The organism is Streptomyces ossamyceticus, from assembly GCF_001418475.1.
GTDB classification, from domain to species: Bacteria; Actinomycetota; Actinomycetes; order Streptomycetales; family Streptomycetaceae; genus Streptomyces; species Streptomyces ossamyceticus.
Window position 1 is genome coordinate 1 of the sequence record NZ_LIQX01000225.1, and the last position, 17779, is coordinate 17779.

14 protein-coding genes are annotated in these 17779 nt (G+C 71.7%); 8 read left to right on the plus strand and 6 right to left on the minus strand.

Translation table 11 applies throughout. The annotated features are described in order from the left end of the window. The 3 genes from AOK15_RS17710 to AOK15_RS17720 all read left to right on the plus strand — a co-directional run. The coding region (locus AOK15_RS17710) for an ATP-binding protein (protein ID WP_055517901.1) at nucleotides 1-2421 on the plus strand (2421 nt) is incomplete at its 5' end. 217 nt (nucleotides 2422-2638) lie between these two features. After that, entirely contained in the window at nucleotides 2639-3049 is a 411-nt protein-coding gene (locus tag AOK15_RS17715; RefSeq protein ID WP_055517922.1) for an ATP-binding protein, read from the plus strand. Nucleotides 3050-3244: 195 nt separating this feature from the next. Beyond that, nucleotides 3245-4555 (plus strand): Nramp family divalent metal transporter, encoded by a 1311-nt coding sequence (locus AOK15_RS17720; RefSeq protein ID WP_055517903.1) that lies wholly within the window; start codon nucleotides 3245-3247, stop codon nucleotides 4553-4555. 96 nt (nucleotides 4556-4651) lie between these two features. On the opposite strand, the gene AOK15_RS17725 is transcribed toward AOK15_RS17720, so the two are convergent. Together AOK15_RS17725 and AOK15_RS17730 are read right to left on the minus strand one after the other, a co-directional pair. Next, complete coding sequence (locus tag AOK15_RS17725; protein WP_055517906.1) at nucleotides 4652-5914, minus strand: hypothetical protein; 1263 nt, start codon at nucleotides 5912-5914, stop codon at nucleotides 4652-4654. A 101-nt stretch (nucleotides 5915-6015) separates the two neighbouring features. After that, nucleotides 6016-6525, minus strand: coding sequence for a SigE family RNA polymerase sigma factor (locus AOK15_RS17730; RefSeq protein WP_055517908.1), 510 nt, complete (start codon nucleotides 6523-6525; stop codon nucleotides 6016-6018). Nucleotides 6526-6916: 391 nt separating this feature from the next. Between AOK15_RS17730 and AOK15_RS46895 the strand changes: the two genes are divergently transcribed. Then, the gene (locus AOK15_RS46895) at nucleotides 6917-7549 is read left to right on the plus strand and encodes a hypothetical protein (protein ID WP_055517911.1); all 633 of its coding nucleotides are present in this window, start codon (nucleotides 6917-6919) and stop codon (nucleotides 7547-7549) included. Here the strand turns inward: AOK15_RS46895 and AOK15_RS45070 are convergent. Beyond that, entirely contained in the window at nucleotides 7546-8031 is a 486-nt protein-coding gene (locus tag AOK15_RS45070; RefSeq protein ID WP_157870286.1) for a hypothetical protein, read from the minus strand. The two genes, AOK15_RS46895 and AOK15_RS45070, sit on opposite strands and share 4 nt — an antisense overlap. Before the next feature lie 575 nt (nucleotides 8032-8606). On the opposite strand from AOK15_RS45070, the gene AOK15_RS17740 reads away from it, so the two are divergent. Further along, the gene (locus AOK15_RS17740; RefSeq protein WP_055517913.1) at nucleotides 8607-9953 is read left to right on the plus strand and encodes a DUF1266 domain-containing protein; all 1347 of its coding nucleotides are present in this window, start codon (nucleotides 8607-8609) and stop codon (nucleotides 9951-9953) included. A gap of 151 nt (nucleotides 9954-10104) precedes the next feature. Here the strand turns inward: AOK15_RS17740 and AOK15_RS46080 are convergent, their stop codons facing one another. The 3 genes from AOK15_RS46080 to AOK15_RS17755 all read right to left on the minus strand — a co-directional run bounded on the left by AOK15_RS46080 (nucleotide 10105) and on the right by AOK15_RS17755 (nucleotide 13718). Beyond that, a complete protein-coding gene (locus tag AOK15_RS46080) occupies nucleotides 10105-11163 on the minus strand; it encodes a CU044_5270 family protein (protein ID WP_055517915.1) in 1059 nt (352 codons plus the stop codon). Continuing rightward, nucleotides 11160-11831 carry an RNA polymerase sigma factor gene (locus AOK15_RS17750; RefSeq protein WP_079058545.1) on the minus strand — a complete coding sequence of 224 codons (672 nt, stop codon included), beginning with the start codon at nucleotides 11829-11831 and terminating at the stop codon, nucleotides 11160-11162. Before AOK15_RS17750 ends, AOK15_RS46080 begins: the two co-directional genes overlap by 4 nt. 174 nt (nucleotides 11832-12005) lie before the next feature. Next, nucleotides 12006-13718 carry a chitinase gene (locus AOK15_RS17755; RefSeq protein WP_055517916.1) on the minus strand — a complete coding sequence of 571 codons (1713 nt, stop codon included), beginning with the start codon at nucleotides 13716-13718 and terminating at the stop codon, nucleotides 12006-12008. Nucleotides 13719-14071: 353 nt separating this feature from the next. Between AOK15_RS17755 and AOK15_RS17760 the strand changes: the two genes are divergently transcribed. From AOK15_RS17760 to AOK15_RS17770, 3 genes are all read left to right on the plus strand, one after another. Further along, nucleotides 14072-14944, plus strand: a complete 873-nt coding sequence (locus AOK15_RS17760; protein WP_240508479.1) for a hypothetical protein — start codon at nucleotides 14072-14074, stop codon at nucleotides 14942-14944. A 67-nt stretch (nucleotides 14945-15011) separates the two neighbouring features. Continuing rightward, the gene (gene cpaB / locus AOK15_RS17765) at nucleotides 15012-15743 is read left to right on the plus strand and encodes a Flp pilus assembly protein CpaB (protein ID WP_055517920.1); all 732 of its coding nucleotides are present in this window, start codon (nucleotides 15012-15014) and stop codon (nucleotides 15741-15743) included. 142 nt (nucleotides 15744-15885) lie between these two features. Then, on the plus strand, nucleotides 15886-17499 hold the full coding sequence (locus AOK15_RS17770) for a CpaE/TadZ family protein (protein WP_055517921.1): 1614 nt from the start codon (nucleotides 15886-15888) through the stop codon (nucleotides 17497-17499). Nucleotides 17500-17779 lie beyond the last annotated feature (280 nt).

Genomic DNA, 17779 nt, shown 5'->3' on the forward strand with positions numbered 1-17779 from the left:
CCCCTCCCCGTCGAGACGACCTCCTTCGTCGACCGGCATCACGAACTCGCCGAAGGGCGGCGTCTGCTGACCCGCAGTCGGCTGGTCACGCTCACCGGACCCGGCGGGGTGGGGAAGACGCGGCTGGCGTGGCGGCTCGCCGCCCGGGCCGAACGGGCGTTCCCGGACGGCGTCCGCCTCGCCCACCTCTCCGACCTGCACGACCCCGCCCTGGTTCTCACGGCGGCCGCCGAGGCGCTCGGTCTGCCCGATCCGCTCCCCGCGAGCGCCCCCCTCGACGCGAGCGCCCCCCTCGACGCGATCGTCCGGCACGTACGCGACCGCCGCCTCCTCCTGATCCTCGACAACTGCGAACACCTGCTGCCCGCCTGCGCCGACCTCGCCGCAGCCCTGCTGCGCGGCACCACCGGCGTCCGGATCCTCGCCACGAGCCGTCACCGTCTGGCGCTCACCGAGGAACACCTCCTGGAGGTACGCCCCCTCCCGGTGCCCGACCCCGACGGCGACCTCTCCGACCCCGCCGCCCACCCGGCTCTCGCCCTGTTCGCCGACCGTGCCGCCGCCGTGGTCCCGGGCTTCACGCTCTCCCCGGCGAACCGCGCCTCCGTGGCCCGCCTCTGCCGGCGCCTCGACGGCCTCCCGCTCGCCATCGAACTCGCCGCCGTCCGGCTGCGCGTCCTCGGCGTCGACCAACTCCTGGAACGCCTCGACGACCGCTATCGCCTCCTCGCCGCCGCCGGCCCCGGAGTCCGGCCCCGCCACCGGACGCTGCGCGCGGCCGTCGACTGGAGCCATGACCTCTGCACCCCCGAGGAACGCTCCGTCTGGGCCCGCGCCTCCGTCCTGACCGGCAGCTTCGACCTGGAGACCGCGGAAAGCGTGTGCGCGGACGCCGAGACGGACACAGGCGCAGGCCCCGGCACCGGCAGTGGCTCCGACGGCGCCCCCTCCATCCGCACCCCGTACGACGTCCTCGAAGCCGTCGCCGGGCTCGTCGACAAGTCCGTGCTGACCCGTGAGGAGCACTGGAGCGGCACCGTCCGCTACCGCCTCCTCGACGGCCTCCGCCACTACGGCCTCGACCTGTTGCGCCGCACCCCGGGCGCGGAGGCCGATGCCCGGCGCCGCCACCGCGACTGGACGCAGCGCCGGGTGGCGGCGTACGAGCGGGCCTGGTTCGGGCCGGGCCAGCGGGAGATCGCCGCGCGGCTCCGCGCCGACCAGGACAACCTGCGTACGGCGCTCGAGTTCAGCCTCACCACCCCCGGCGAGGCCCTGGCCGGGCTGCGGCTCGCGGGCAGCCTGTGGTTCCACTGGTACGGCTGCGGGGCACCGGGCGAGGGCCTGCACTGGCTGGAGCGCGCCCTGGACGCCAACCCCGAGCCGACCCCCGAACGCGCCCGCGCCCTGTGGGTCGCGGCCCTCCTCCTGACCGCAGTCGGCGGCGAGGACAGCTCCCGAGCCCGCCGACTGGCCGCGGAGTCCCGCGAACTGGCCCTCGGCCTCAGCCCCGACCTCCGCCGCTCGGCCGCACGGCCCGCCCCCGCCGAAGCAGCCCACGCCGAGTACGTCCTCGGTCTGACCCTGCTGTCCGGCGACGATCCCACCGGGGCCGTCGCCCACTACGACTCCGTCCTCGCCGGTGTCCCCGCCACCGGACACCTGCCGGCCCTCGCCGCGCTCGACCAGGTGCAACTCGCGCACGCCCTCGTTCCCTTGGGACAGACCGACCGTGCCGTGGTGCTCTGCGAGCAGACCCTGCGACGCTGTGAACGGCACGGTGAGGACTGGGTGCGGTCGTCCGCGCTACGGGCCCTGGCGCACGCGTACACCGCGCGGAAGCAGTGGCACCGTGCCGAGTCGCACGCCCGCGAGGCGCTGCGCCGCGGTCTCGCCCTCCATGATGTGGTCGGTGTCGCCCTCTCCCTCGACCTGCTGATCGACATCACCACCGCCCTCGGCGCCCGCGAACGCGCCGCCGTCCTTCTCGGCGGCACGGACCGCCTCCGCGCGGCCGACCTCTGCCCGGGTACGCCGATTTCGGGCCACCGGGACGGCGGGCGCGGCCTCCGCCGGGACCGCGAGGCCCACCTGCGCCGGTCCCTCGGCCGGGGCCCCTTCGAGCGGGCGTACCGGCGCGGCGGCACCCTGGCCCTCGACGAACTGGTGTCGTACGCGCTCCAGCAGGAACCCCCGCAGGCCGTGCCCGAGACCCCGGTGCCGCTCACCGCCCGGGAGACCGAGGTCGCCCTGCTCGTCGCCGAAGGGCTCGCCAACCAGCAGATCGCGGACCGCCTGGTCATCGCCCGCCGTACCGCCGAGGGTCATGTCGAGCGGATCCTCGGCAAGCTCGGCTTCCACAACCGCAGCCAGATCGCCGCCTGGGCCACCACCCAGGGCTTCGCCGCGGAGCGGTCCTGAACCTTACCCACGTATGGGTTCGTACATGCCCATCAGCCGTGTACCGCGGCAATTACGGACGTAGTGGGGCGTGAAACAGGTATATGCACACAGGGAAACGGGTAATCCTCCCCGTGTGCCGCACCCCCGGTGGGGCAACCCTGGAGGCATGCTGCAACTCTCCGGGGGACTCCTTCCGGATTCCGGCCCCCACTTCGCCTCGTACTTCCAACCCTCCATGGGAGCGGGTCATCTGAGTGTCGAGTACGACCCCCGTCCGACCGCCGCGGCAAAGGCGCGCGCGGAGGTCCGCAGGCAGTTGGAGGGATGGGGACTGCTCGACCAGACCGATGTCGCGGAGCTGCTGGTGAGCGAACTCGTCACCAACGCCCTGGTGCACGCGGAGAGCCGTCTGAGGCTGACGCTGACCGCGGCGCACGGCGTCCTGCGCTGCGAGGTGTCGGACACCGACGGGCGCCCGCCCCGGGTGCGACGGGCCACGGAAATATCGGAGAGCGGCAGAGGGATGTTCCTGGTGGAGGCGCTCGCCGGGCGCTGGGGCTGCCACCAGGACGGGCCGGGCAAGACCGTGTGGTTCGAACTCGGCACGTGCGGGTCCGCCGGCTGTGGTCGGCGACAGCCGGCGTAGCCCGCGGAGTTCCGGGCAGCGGCCTCGTCGGCCGCCCCGGAACCACAGCCCGGGCCCCGGCGGCTGACCCAGCCGCCGGGGCCCGTTCCACGTCACGATCCCCGCCCACCGCCTCCGCGACCCCGGCAACACCCCCGTTCTCCTTCACCGCACGCCCTCTTGTGCCCGCCCCGGCTTTACGCTTTCTTGATCCGCATGGCTGACACCACGGACAACACAGCTACCGGGGGAGCGACTTCGGCCCCGCGCAAGTCCAGTTGGAAGTACATCGGCCCCGGCATCGTCGTCGCCGCGACCGGCGTCGGCGCCGGTGACCTCGTGGCGACCCTGATCGCCGGCAGCAACTTCGGCTACACCCTGCTGTGGGCGGCCGTCATCGGCTGCCTCGTCAAGATCTCCCTCGCCGAGGCCGCCGGCCGCTGGCACCTGGCCACCGGCCGCACCCTCTTCGACGGCTGGGCGAGCCTCGGCCGCTGGACGACCTGGTTCTTCGTCGTCTACGTGGTGATCTGGGGCTTCGCGTACGGCGCGGCCGCCATGTCGTCCAGCGCCCTGCCCCTTCAGGCGCTGTTCCCGGACGTCATGGACCTCGAATGGTGGGCCATCCTGTGCGGCCTGTCCGGTCTGGTCTTCGTCTGGTTCAACAAGTACGCCGTCTTCGAGAAGGTCATGACGGTCCTCGTCGGCGTCATGTTCGTGGTGACGGTCTATCTGGCGATCCGGGTCACCCCGAACCTCCCCGAGGCGTTCGCGGGCCTCCTGCCCGTCCTGCCCGACGAGAAGGACTCCATCCTCAACACCCTCGGCCTCATCGGCGGTGTCGGCGGCACCATCACTCTGGCCGCGTACGGCTACTGGGTCAACGCCAAGGGATGGACCGACGCCGGCTGGATGAAGGTCATGCGGCTCGACAACCGGGTCGCGTACGCCACGACCGGCGTCTTCGTCATCGCGATGCTCTTCGTCGGCGCGGAACTGCTGCACTCCGCCAACATCGCCATCGCCAGCGGCGACAAGGGCCTCATCCAGCTCGGCGGCATCCTGGAGGACGAGTACGGCCCGGCCACCGCCAAGTTCTTCCTGATCGGCTTCTTCGCCACCTCGTACACCTCCCTCATCGGCGTCTGGCACGGAGTGAGCCTGATGTTCGCCGACTTCGTCGCCCGCTACCAGAAGAAGGGCGCGGTGAAGGGCGAGGAGGTCGCCTCCGGCGAACGCGAACGGTCGTGGCCGTTCCGCGCGTACCTGCTCTGGCTGACCTTCCCGCCCATCGTCCTGCTCTTCCAGGGCCAGCCGTTCCGCCTGATCATCCTCTACGGCGTCCTCGGCGCGGCCTTCCTGCCCTTCCTCGCCGCCACCCTCGTCTGGCTCCTCAACTCCTCCCGCACACCCCGCGAATGGCGCAACGGAATGGTCAGCAACGCGATGTTGGTGATCGCGGGCCTGCTGTTCCTGGTGCTGTGCGTGAAGCAGATCTGGGACCAGAACTGGGCGGACTTCTTCTGACCGAGGCGAAGCGGCGTGGGGCGGGGGAGGGGGCGGGCGCGGGGCCGTGTTCTCCCTGCGCACCCGTCCCCGCCGCGCGCGGTCGCCGACCGGTGATCAGCCGATCCCGGCCCACTCGTCGCTGGTGGCGACGGCCTTCAGCCGGGCCATGGTGAGAGCGGGGGTGTCGCGGGTCGCGGCGGTGTGCTGGGCACCGGAGTTGAAGGCACTGACCGTCACACGGGTGCCGTCGGGCCGCAGTGTGTCCACCGTCCACACCACCACGTCCTTGCCGCCCTTCTCACCGGGCCCCTGCCGGGTGACGACCTTCGTGCCGTCGGGCAGGGTCTCGGCGTCGGGCCCGAACAGCGAGGTCGGCCCACCCAACTGCACGTTGGCCTGCACCAGGCTGCGCCCCTCGCCGTCGTCGAGGACGACATACGCGAAGTCGGTGCGCCCGGTGCCGTCGAGGACGACCCTGAGGCCCTTCGGCACGAGCCCGACCAGCGTCGTCCGGATCGCTTCACCGCCGACAAGCGGCGGTTCGGCGGACCCGGGGGAGGGGTCCTTGCTCGGCGACCGCTCGGTCCGGTCGTCGGGCATGGCCTCGATGGCCTTGACCCAGTACGGGTGCGTCGCGATCTCCGCCAGCTCGGACCAGGGCAGGGGCGGTGCCTTCCGGGTGACGGGGGTGCCCTTCTCGATGGGCGAGTTCCACTCCGAGACGGTCACGAAGTAGCCCTGCGGGGTGACCACGTTGGCGAGCCAGAGCCTCGTGTTCTCGCGCCCGTCCGCGAACGTGTACCCCTGGTGGACCATGAGCGTCGAGCCGTCCTCCAGTCTGTTCGAGCGGCAGGCGTCGTAGTTGCTCTGGTTGGTGTCCGGGCACTGTGTCGCGTGCAGGGCCTCGTCGCTGCGCGGATCGATCCGCGAGAGCCCGACCTGGACGGCCGCCGCGCCCTTGCCGTCGTCGTACACGACCCGCGCGTACGGCCCCTCCTTCGCGCCCGTGCCGCGGCCCTGCGCGTCGCTGAACTCCCCTTCCGGCATCAGCCGCTTGAGCGTGCGGACGAGATCGGCGCCGGACACCTTCCCGTCGTCGTCCCGCGGCGCGTCCGAGGCGGCCACGGTCAACGTGCCGTCGGGACTGTCCCCGCCGCCCGGCAGCAGCAGCGCGCCGCCCACGCCGACGAGCGCGATCCCGGCCACCCCGCCGAGCACCGCGGCCCGCCGCCGGAACAGCAGCCGCCGGCCGCGTGCGGCGCCACCGTCGACGAGCGCGTGCCCGTCGGCGACGAAGGAGTCCCCCGCTCGGCGCAGGGCGTCACCGATCCGGCCCTCGAAGGGGTCGTCGTGCTGCTGACGCTGGTCTACGGGCATGGCGCACCGCCGTTTCTGTGGCTGGAGTGGGGCAGTCTCTGGGGCTGAAGTGGGGTGTGGTGGACCTGGGAGTGGTGGGGCGCGGAAACGGCCCGGGCGCCTCAGGGAGCGACGTACTCACCGATGCCGTCCCCGAGGAGGACACGCAGTCGGGCGAGGGCGCGGACACAGCGCGTCCGCACCGCCGCCGAACTCGCGTTCATCGCCGCGGCGGTCTCCTCGATGGACCGGTCCTCCCAGTACCGCAGGACCACCACGGCCCGGTCCTTGGCGGGCAGTTGGGCGAGCGCCTCCACGAGCGTCAGCCGCAGCGAGGAGTCGGACCCGGGCGCGGCGGGCACGTCCGGAATCACATCGGTGGCCCGCTCCCTGCTGCTGCGCCGCCGCTGATGGGCGAGGAACACCCTGGTCAGCACGGTCTGCGCGTACCCGGCGGGGTTGTCGGCCCGCCGTACCCGCCCCCACTTCACGTACAACCGCCCGAAGGTCTCCTGCACGAGGTCCTCGGCGAGATGTGTGTCCCCGCCGGTGAGCAGACACGCGGACCGGTACAGATGCCCCGCGCGCGCCGCCGCGAACTCCTGGTACTCGTCCGCGCGGACTGATCTCATCTCTGGCTTCCCCCTGCCGGGCTCGTCGGCCTGTCACTCCTTTGATGCGGTGACCCCCGGGGAATGTTTCACCGAAGGCAGAGGGATACGGTGCGGTACGAGTCACACCGACGGGGCAGAAGGACGAACACCCATGGACGAGCCGGAACAGGGCCACGAGCCGACTCCGAGACCGGAGCGACAGGCTGAGGAGCAGCGACGGCCGGAGCAGCGGCAGCCGGAGCCGGAGCGACAGCCGCAGCCGCAGCCGCAACCGCAGCCGCAGCCACAGCCACCGGCACAGTCGTGGGCACCTCCGGGAGGGCAGCCGGGGCAGCAGCCGACTCCGGCGCCCGGGCCGGCCCCGGAACCCCACCCGGAGCCGTCGGCCGGCCAGGCCCCGCCGACTCAGGTGCCGACACCGTCCCCGGGCTTCGGTCCGCCACCGCCACCGCCGGGGGCGGCCCCACAGCCGTACGGCGCGCCGGGCGCCCAGCCATACGGGCAACCGCAGCAGGGGTACGCGTACCCGCAGCAGGCCTACGCCCAGCCGCCGCAGCCGTACGGTCAGCCCTCGCAGCCGTACCCTCAACCCCCGCAGCCGTACGGTCAGCCGCCCCAGCCCCAGCAGTACGCGCCCCAGCCGTACGCACCCCAGCCGTACGCGCCGCAGGCACACCCGTACCCGCAACCGCCGGGGCACCAGCCGCCACACGCCTACGCGGCGCCCGCCGCTGGGGCGGCACCGGCGGGCCCCGACTCCACGGGCCCGGAGTTCCTGGCGGTGGACCGTCACAACTCCATCGTCATCGACGTGTCAGGCGTGGCCTTCGAGGACCACGGAGTCTCCGTCGACTTCCCCTGGCCCGAGATCCGCAGCGTCCACTACAAGGCGAGCCCCAACGGCAAGGCACTCATGGTGGCGGTGGTCCACCTGGACGGCAGCTTCTTCGAGTGCACGGTCGAGGCCAAACCCCGAACCCGCCTCCACGAGTGGTTCCCCCACCTGGCCCACGTACTGGGCTACTACCGGCCGATGGGCTAGCGCCTGTTGAATCCTTTCGGTTTCCCGCGAGATGCCGTGAGGAAGTAAACCCACCAGACCGGGTTGATGAAGTTGAGGAGATTCTTCCTGTTCTTGAGATGGCGCTCCCAGTAGGCGTCCTGCTCCTCCACGGACCCTACTTTGCTGGGGTGTGCGTAACCGAAGATCGGCACAAGGTCGCGCACAGTGGGCGGGCGCCACATACGGAGAACATAGATCATCCAAGCGCCGTGCGAAGCGGAAAAGCCGGACGGTCTCACATCGACTCGCGCCCCGTTGCAGCACATGATGATTCCTCTCGGCGCCAACTGCTCACGGATTGACCGCAATGCTTCAAACGCATTGCCGCCGACCGCTGCCGCTTCGATCCCGTCGGGGGACTTGAGGCGCAGATGCCATGGCCCATCTCCCTCGATCGAGATCTGCCATCGAGCTTCTGCGCCGCCGCTGATCTGGACGTGAAGGTCGAGTTCGTCATTCATTCCGTTTGTCCGAAGTCTTCTCGGCGGGACGCAAAGGCCCATGCCGTCGAATTGAGCAGGACGGGCCCGGACGCTTCTTGGCCTCCGGTGGTGTATGCGGCGAGACGCGATCGAGTTCTCGGCTGATGTTCTGGAGCATGTGCATCGCATCAAAAGCCGCCTGGCTTCGTCGATGCGCAATGTGCCACGACACTCGGAGAATTCAAACTCGATCAAGATGGACTTGGGTGTCCTGGTCGAGGAAACCGGCATGCGTGTAGCGCCTACTCGGAAGACATCCATCATCTGCACTCCGCCTGCGTTGACCCAGCGAACGCGGACGCAACGACCGAAAGTTGGCGATCCTCGACCGGCGTACGCCGGTCGACGCGCCACCGGCTGCCCCGTGAGCAGACATGCGTGCGATCATCGCATCGGTGTGTTGAGGGCTGCAACGCCGTTGCCTTTGCCCTTGTGCAGCAGCCGACTTCGGCCGGCTGGAGGGGATTCGGCCGGTCGGCGAGAAGCGGACGTCCCGCCCGGGCCCGCGCGCATCGCCGCGGCAGTTGGGGCAGTTGGGCAGAACAGGGGGAAGCATGTCGTTCGGGCCGCCGCCCGCGGAGTCGGGGCCGCCGCCTACGGGGGCCGGGCCCGTTGTACCCGGTCCGCCCGCCTCGTCCACCCCGCCTGTCTCGTCCACCCCGCCCGGTCCGCCAGCCCCACCTTCCCCGGCCGCCTGGGTCGCCCCGACCGAGGTCGAGTCCGCGCTGCTCGACGCCAAGCAACGCGGCGACTGGGGCGCCTACTTCGACACTCTCGCCCGCAACCACCTCTACTTCGAGATCGAACGTGCCGCGGCGGACGCCACGCCCAGCCGTACGTACACCCTCTTCGGGCGTGACCCGAGGGTCCCCGGCGGGCGGGCCTGGGCTGTGTACACGCAGGGGATGCTGCCCGCCCCGGAGGAGCACCGGGTGTTCGACCGGGCCACCCTCGGCTTCTTCGCGCGCGTATGGCGGCCCACCGACCCGTCCACGATCGTGGTCAACCCCGGCAGCCCGTGCGAGGCGTTCCTGCCCTCCGCGCCACCGCACTCCGCCGCGTGGGCCCAGCCCTCCGAACGGCTCGGTCCGCCCCGGCTCGGGCCCGCGCTGCGCGCGCTCCGTGTGGGTGGCCCCCTGCACGGGTCCGTCGCCCACGGCCTGGCCTGCGGTGCCCTGCTGTGCGTCAACAACGGCTCCCTCTGGAACGCCATGGCCTGGCACGGCACCGGCTACACCGGGGAACGCACCCGGCTGCGCGAATGGTGGGGCATCACCACCCGCGAGGAGTGGCGGGGCCGTCTGGACGAGCTGCTGGACTGCCGTGGCTCCAGCTCGGTCTGGAGCTTCGCGCTCGCCCTGCGCCAAGGCATCGCACGGGACTTCGGCGGGCTGGTCGACGTCGGCTACTGGAAGCGGAGCGCCGAGAAGGTGCTGCGGTCCAAGGCCCAGGGATCGCTGACCCTGAGCCCCGACGGCGTCACCAGGAACGACCCGCTCACCGACGTGGAGACCGAGGCGCACGTCGAGGGGGTCCGGCGGCTCATCGGGCGCATCGCCCGGTACGAGGCCCGGATGCGCGCCGACGGGATCCTCGACGAGAACCGGTACGTCACCTCCGTCGAGGCATGGGACCTCGGCCGTGCCTCGAAGATGGCCCGCTGGGGGCTCGGCGCCCGCTTCGGGACGCTGAAGGAGGCGGAGGCCGCCGTCGTGCGGGCCGGGCGCAGAGCGGCCCTGGAGTACCGGTCGTGGCAGGACTTCTCCGCCGGGTACGTCCTCGGACGCTGTCTGCACTTCGACGAGGAGGAGTTCGGCGACTGGTACACGGAGATGGTCGCCGCCCACCGCATCCTGATGTCCGAGCCCGGCAGCCCCTGGCTCAACATCCCCTTCCGGTGAGCACACGGACGGCTGCCGCTGATCACCCGGGCGAACCGACCGGCGTCCGTCCGGGGCCGAGGCCGACAGGCAGCGAGGGGGCCCGCCGCCGAAGCGGGCAGGCCCCCTCGGTGGGACCACGAGCGGGCAGGCCCTCTCGTGGTCCCACCGACTACGAACCCGGCCGCTCCCGCCACTTGTCGACGACGGCCCGCTCCAGCACCGCCGACTCGTCCATGACCGTGCCCTTCTTGCCCATCGGCCCGTCGGCCGTCAGATAGCTCCGCCGGCCGATGTACTCCAGGCTGTGCCGATCGAAGATCCACTCGGTGGCCCAGTCGGCGTGCCCGTCGACGCGTCGGATGCCCACCCCGTGCCGTCCGGCCGGGTCCACCGCGTTCTCGATCCGGGTCACCCCGGGGATCCTCGCGGCGGCCTCGTACAGCGCGGCGGCGGTCCTCGGCGGCATGACCGACGTGCCGAGCAGCTCACCGATCTTGTCGAAGACGGCCTGGTCCTTCTCCTGCCCCTCGAAGGTCCTGGTCAGGTGGGAGAGCCGGTCGAGGAGCCGGTCGGGGTCGGTCGGCAGCGACGCCAGCCATGTGTACGTGGGGCGGTCGATGCCCGCGGGCGTCCCCGGGGAACCCGGCGGCAGCAGCTCCCGCACGGGGACGTAGCCCCCGCCCTCGTAGTGCAGGCCCACCTGCTTCACGGGGCCGGGCTCCTGCGGCAGCCACGCCTCCCGCTCGTACGGCTTGCCCGGTACGAACACACTGTTCTCGTCCTTCGCCTCCGCTCCGGCCGAGAGGCTCTTGACGTAGACGAACTGGTCGTCGCGTACCGGCGTGACCTCCGTTTCCGCGGCCACCTCGGCGATGCGGTCGAGCAGGACGACCGCGGTCTCCCCGTCGGACGTCTGCACCCCGAGGCCGGAGTCCATGGTGGTGACCAGCCCCGCGGTCAGCGCCCCGGCCAGCGCCAGCGCGGCGGCCGGCATCCAGAGCGCGGGGCGCGGCCTCCGCAGGTGGGGCCCGCGGACGGCGGCGTCCCGACCATCGGCAGCGGCGGCAGCGGCGGCAGCGGCGGCAGGGGCGGCGGGTGTGGTGGAGGCGGCGTCGGGCCGGCCCTCGTCGATGAGTCGCATCAGACGTTCCTTGTGGTGGGAGAGGCGACCAGGGGGAACGTCCCGCTCGGGCGGGGGCGGCAGCAGTCGGGCCAGCTCCTCGTTCATCGGGATCCCTCCTGAATCTCCTTGAGTCGAAGGGCCGCGAACGCGGCCTCACCCTCTACCTCTCCGCGGAGCCGCCCCGGTTCCTCACCTTTTGCGGCGGATGTTCCGCGCTGTTCGCCCAGCCGCTCGTCGGTCAGCCGCCGCAGCCGCTCCCTCGCCCGCGACAGCCGTGACCGGACCGTCCCGACCGGCACCCCCAGCGCCTCGGCCGCCTGCGCGTAGTCGAGCCCCGACCACACGCACAGCGCCAGCACCTCCCGCTCGCCGCGCCGCAGTCGCCCGTACACCTGGCGGACGGCGGCGAGCCGGCGCGCGTCGTCGACGCGTCCGGCGGTCTCGTCGGCGAAGTCGGCCACCGGGTCGGGGGCGGGGCGACGGGCCAGGAACGCCAGCCGGCGGCCGAGGCCCCGGTTGGCGTTGCGGGCCTTGTTGGTGGCCATGCCGAGCAGCCACGGCTTGAGCGAACCGCCGTCGGGGTCCAGTTGCTCCCGGGTGCGCCACGCGTCGAGGAAGGTGTCCGCCATCACCTCCTCGGCCGTCGACCAGTCGCCGGTGAGCCGGTAGGCGTGGTTGTACACGGCGCGCGCGTACGCGTCGTAGACCTCGGAGAACGCCGCCCGGTCACCGGCCCGTATCCGCGCCCGCACGGGATCGCCGGCCTCACTCATCTCGTATGCACCTCTTCCACCTCACACCCTTGCCTCTCCGCAGGGCGGGGCGGGTTCCGGTGACGTGCGCCACAGAGGTGCGGGGCGGGCGGTGACACGTCCGCCGACGGCACCCGAAGGCACCTCTGTCGGCACCCGAAGGCACCGCCGGCGAAACGGTCACCCGTCGACGCCCTACGGCAGTGCGTGCACGTGCGGTCCCACCGCGTCGGACCACGCGTTGCCCGCCGTCGCGTCCCAGTTCGTCGACCAGGTCATCGCGCCGCGCAGGTCGGGGTAGGTCCGCGGTGGCTTGAAGGAGCCGCAGTTCGTGCCCCGCGCGAGGCAGTCGAGCGCGTTGTTGACGACGCTCGGGGCGACGTACCCGCTGCCCGCGCCCCGTGTCGAGGCGGGCAGACCGAGGCCCACCTGGGACGGGGCGAGGCCGCCCTCCAGTTGGATGCAGGCGAGCGCGGTCAGGAAGTCCACCGAGCCCTGGCCGTAGACCTTGCCGTCGCAGCCCAGCATCGAACCGCTGTTGTAATACTGCATGTTGACGACGGTCAGGATGTCCTTCACGTTCAGCGCGGTGCGGAAGTACGCGTTGGACGTCGACTGCATGTCGATGGTCTGCGGGGCCATGGTGAGGACCATCGAGGGGCCCGCCTTCGCCGACAGGGCCCGCAGCGCCTGCGTCATGTACGTCGCGTCGAGACCGTTCTCCAGGTCGATGTCGACGCCGTCGAAGCCGTACGTCTGCATCAGGGAGTACACGGAGTTCGCGAAGTTCGTCGCGGAGGCCGCGTTGTTCACGGCCACCGTGCCGCGTTCGCCGCCGACGGAGACGATGACCTTCTTGCCCGCGGCCTGCTTCGCTCTGAGGTCCGCCTTGAACCGGTCGACGGTGTACCCGCCGAGGCCCGCCGAGTCGAGGTTGAACGTCACCGCGCCGGGGGTCGAGGTGGCGTCGGCGAAGGCGACGGCGATGATGTCGTACTGCGACGGGACGTCGGACAGCTTCTGCACCGTCGCCCCGTTGTTGAAGTTCTGCCAGTAGCCGGTCACCGCGTGCCGGGGCAGCCCCGTGCCGGGACCGCCGGGTGTCGCGGTCGTCGTCCCGGTCACCGTCGCCGACCTCGGCGACTCGCCCGCCGCGTTCACCGCCGTGACCTGGAAGGTGTACGAGGTGGAGGCGGCGAGCCCGGTCACCGTGGCGGACGTGCCGCTGACGGCCTGCGTCTTCGTACCGCTCCGGTAGACGTGGTAGCCCGTCGCACCCGACACCGCGTTCCACGCCAGCGACACGGACGAGGACGTGACGCCCGAGACGGCGAGACCGGTCGGGGCGGACAGGACGGTCGGCGGCTGGTCACCGCCCCCACCGCCGTCGGGCCCGAACACCGCCACGTCGTCCGCGAAGTACGCCGCCTGCCCGTACCAGCCGTGCGTGTACACCGTCACCGAGGTCGTCGAAGCACCCGTCCGGAACGTGGTCGACAACTGCTTCCAGTCGGCGGAATCCGGCGTCCACGCCGACACATCGGTCGTCCCCGTGCCGGTCGCGCCCAGATACGCGTACCCGCCCCGCACCCAGGCGCTCAGCGTGTAGGTCGAGTCGGGCTTCACCGCCACGGTCTGGACGCAGCGCGCGTTGTCCTGCCCGGCCGGGGTGGCCCGCAGCGCGGCGGCGCCGCCGTGCACGGGGGAGGAGACGGTCGTGCCGCTGCCCGCCGAGCAGGTCCAGTTCGCGAGGCCCGACTCGAAGCCGGCGTTCCTGGCGTTGTTGATGTCGGCGGCGGACGCCGGGGCCGCCCCGGCGAGGGTGAGGCCGGCGGCGGCCAGTACGGCGGTGACGGCTCCCGCCGCCCATCTGCGTATGCGTGGGGATGTGCCTGGGACGCGGTCCACGGGGTGCCTCCGGTGGGGAGTGGGATGAGGACGGTGGCCACCGCTGGACGTACAAGTTGGTCCAGACCAATCGGGTTGTCAATACTCCGCTCCGGGACCCGTTCACCCGAAAGGGCGCGCCAACCTCCCCGTTCGCCCGCCGAGTTGGGGCATATGCGTCTCACTCTGTGTGGATACGGCCCGCACCTTCGGTGAGTTGATCAAGGAGATTCAGTGTTGATCGGGCCATGCCGTGGATATGGTGCTGATGCAAGACGATGCAGGAGGGACGGCGAGCCGTGTGCCGCCCTCCCAGGGGCCGACTGAGGCGGTGGTTCGACCACCCCGCCGCAGTGAACGGGGTGGTGTGCAGCGTGCCGACCGCGATAGCCGTCACCAGTTCCGATCTGGTGCTCCCACCGCACGACCGGCAGACACCGCCCGCGGCCGTACAGCCCCAGGAGACCCTGGAGAGCTCCCTGCTCGGCATGCACGCGCTCATCGAGCAGCACGGCTATGTCATCGCCCTCCACCAGGCGTCCGGCGCGACCCCGGAGGAACTCGCCGTCACCCGGCGCCTCCAGACCGTCCGCTCCGTCCTGGAGAGCGACCGCATCGCCCTGCTCGGCGTCGACCTGCCACCGCTCGGACTGGCGCTGCTGGCCCAGCAGTTGCGCCAGCTGTCAGCCTGCGACTTCAGCCCGGGTGTGCTCGCCTCCTCCGTACGTCTCCTCGCGCACTACATCTACGCCGGCGCCGTCCTCGGCACCGTCGCCAAACTCGACCGGATCCCGGTCACCCTCAAGGCGCACGCCAAGTCCTGGATGCCGGGCGCCCAGTTCGCCGTCCTGGCGACACCGCGCCCCCAACTGGTCCGGCTGAACGTGGCCGGCCAGGAACCGCTGTCCGGACCCGAGTTCGGCACCCGGCTGCTGGTCGCGCAGGGGCCGCAGCCGCCGTCCGACTGGGTGACCGCGACCCTCGCGCCCGCCTGGAATGTGCAGGGCGCCGCCACCGTGCCGCTGCCCGAGGGGTCCGTGCGCTGGTGGGGGACAGGCAAGCTCGTCGAGTTCGCCGCCGGGCTCTGCGACGTCTCCGTGCTCTACCAGCTCGTGTCCTCCGTGCGCCGGGAGACCTGCCACTGGTGCGGCCTGGAACTCATCGGCGACCGCTGCGGGTTCTGCGCGGCCCCGCTGCGCGAACCCGAGACCGCCCCGGCCCGCGCCCTCCCCCGAGGGGCCCCATGACGGACTTACGTCCCCTCCGCAGCAGGTCCGTTCCACTGCCCGGCACATCCCCACGAGGTGAGATTCAGTGAACTCACGCCAGCGCCGCGGCGTCGTCCTGCTGGTCCTGTCGGTCCTGTGCGCCCTGGCCGCCTTCGCCGGCGTTCTCTCGGTGATCCGCGACGTGAACTCCAAGGTCGGGCCGGAGGTGACGGCGTACCGGCTGAAGGGCGACATCGCGCCCTACAAGGAGCTGACCGCGGGCCAGTTCGAGAAGATCTCGATGCCGGAGCGATGGCTGTCGGACACCGCGATAACCGACCTCGCCGACATCCGCGGCAAGATCGCCGTCACCCAGCTGGAGAAGGGCTCCCTCCTCCAGTCCGACATGATCGTCGACCGTCCCGAACTGAAGCCGGGCCAGCAGGAGATCGCGATCATGATCGACGCGTCGACCGGTGTGGCCGGAAAGATCAACCCCGGTTCGCTGGTCAACATCTACGCCACGTTCGAGGAGAAGGACAGCGACTCCGGCAAGGACACCTCCAAGCTGATGGTCTCCGACGCCCGCGTCATCGACGTCGGCAGACTCACCCCCCTCGAACCGGACCAGTCCAGCAGCGAACGCCGCCGCAGGGTCACCGAGGCCGTCCCGATCACCTTCGCGCTCGACACCGCCGACGCCCAGCGCGTCGCGTTCGCCGAGTCCTTCGCCGAGCACGTCCGTCTCGCCCTCGTCGGGGGCGGCGACGCCACGGTCGTCGTACCGGACGACCGCTCGTACACCCTCGACGAGGACAAGGAGAAGACCGCGCGATGAGGTCGGTCCGGAACGTCCACACGAGGGCACCCCGAACGGGAGTGCGTCGAATGCCCCTGCGGCTGGGCATGCTGATGAGTGAACAGCGACAGGCGTCACCGGGGGAGCCCACCGGGGCCGGCACGGGAACGGGGAACCGCCGATGACCATCCGCATCCTCCCCGCCGTTGGGGACATCGACTCCGCCGGCGCCCTGACCACCCTGCTCGGCCAGCTCGCCGACGCCGAACCCGCACCACCCGTGCCCGACTCCACCGCCCTCCTCGACACCCTGGCGCGCCTCGCGGCCGACTCCCTCGACGAACTGCCCGAGGTCGTCCTGGTCCACGAACGCATCGGCCCGGTGCCCGCTCTGGACCTGGTCCGCGACCTCGTCCTGCGCTTCCCGGCGGTCGGCGTCGTCCTCGTCACCTCCGACACCAGCACCGGTGTCCTCACCGCGGCCATGGACTCCGGCGCCCGCGGCATCGTCAACCTCCCGCTGTCCTACGACGCCCTCGCCGAACGCGTCCAGGCCGCCGCGGCCTGGTCGACCGGCATGCGCCGCCACCTCGGCAGCGGCACCCCCGAGCTGTACGCGGGCCCCGGCGGCACCGTCGTCACCGTCAGCGGAGCCAAGGGCGGCGTGGGCGCCACCGTCGCCGCCGTCCAACTCGCCCTCGCGGCCTGCGCGTCGGGCCGTACGGTCGCCCTCCTCGACCTGGACCTCCAGTCCGGGGACGTGGCCTCGTACCTCGACGTGCAGTTCCGCCGCTCCGTCGCCGACCTCGCCGGCATCACGGACATCAACCCCCGCGTCCTCCAGGAGGCGGTGTTCACGCACGACACCGGCCTCTCCCTCCTCCTCGCCCCCGCCGAGGGGGAACGCGGCGAGGAGGTGACGGACCGCGTCGCCCGCCATGTCCTCGCGACCCTGCGCTCCCGGCACGACGTGGTGATCGTCGACTGCGGCTCCCAGATGACCGCGGCGACCGCCGCCGCCGTCGAGATGGCCGACCAGGCCCTGCTCCTCGTCACCCCGGACGTCGTCGCCATCCGCGCCGCCAAACGCATGGTCCGCCTCTGGGACCGCCTCCAGATCCGCAAGGCGGAGGAGACGCTCACCGTGGTCAACCGCCACTCGCGCGGCACGGAGATCCAGCCGTCCCTGGTCGAGAAGGTCACCGGCACGAAGGTGGCCCGCAACGCTGTCCCCGCCGCCTTCAAGGACCTCCAGTCCGTCGTCGACGCGGGCCGCCTCCAGGACCTGGACGCCCGCTCCTCGGTCAAGCAGGCGCTGTGGTCCCTGGCGGGCGAACTGGAACTGGTCACGCCCCAGGAGACCGGAGGCGGCGGCCGCCGCCGCAAACCGTCCGCCGACCGCAGTGCCCTGGTCCTGCGCCGCAAGGGCGGTGACCGAGGCTCGGCCACCGTCGAGTTCGCCGGAATGTTGCCCCTCGTCCTGATCGTCATGACGATCCTCTGGCAGGCCGCCCTCTACGGCTACACGTACTCCCTCGCGGGCAACGCCGCGGACGAGGCCGCCCGCGCCGCCACGGCCGCCCACGCCATCGACGGCGACGTCCCGGGCGCCTGCCAGGCCGCCGGCACCCAGCACCTCCCCTCGGCCTGGAGCGACACGTCCATCGACTGCGCCTCCAACGGCACGGTCATGAGGGCCGAGGTCGAGGCCCCCGTCCCCCTCTTCTTCCCCGGCTTCGACACAGGCTGGACGGTCAACGGCGAGGCAGGCGCGGCACTGGAGAAGTCCCCATGACCCCCACGAACGTCCAGCGCCCCCCGACCGAGGCACCCCGAGCCCCCACGACGGGCGAGCCGCGCACGAACGGTTCGGCGCACGTCACTGTGGCGGCGCAAGCCCTCGCGGCGGGCCAGTCGCTCACGGACGGGCCGACGCACGCTACGAGGGCGGCGCAAGCCCCCGCAGCGGGTCAGTCGCGTACGGACGGTTCGGCGCACGTCACCCTGCCTGCGCAAGCCCTCGCGGCGGGTCAGCCGCGTACGGACGGACCGAGGCACGTCACTGTGGCGGCGCA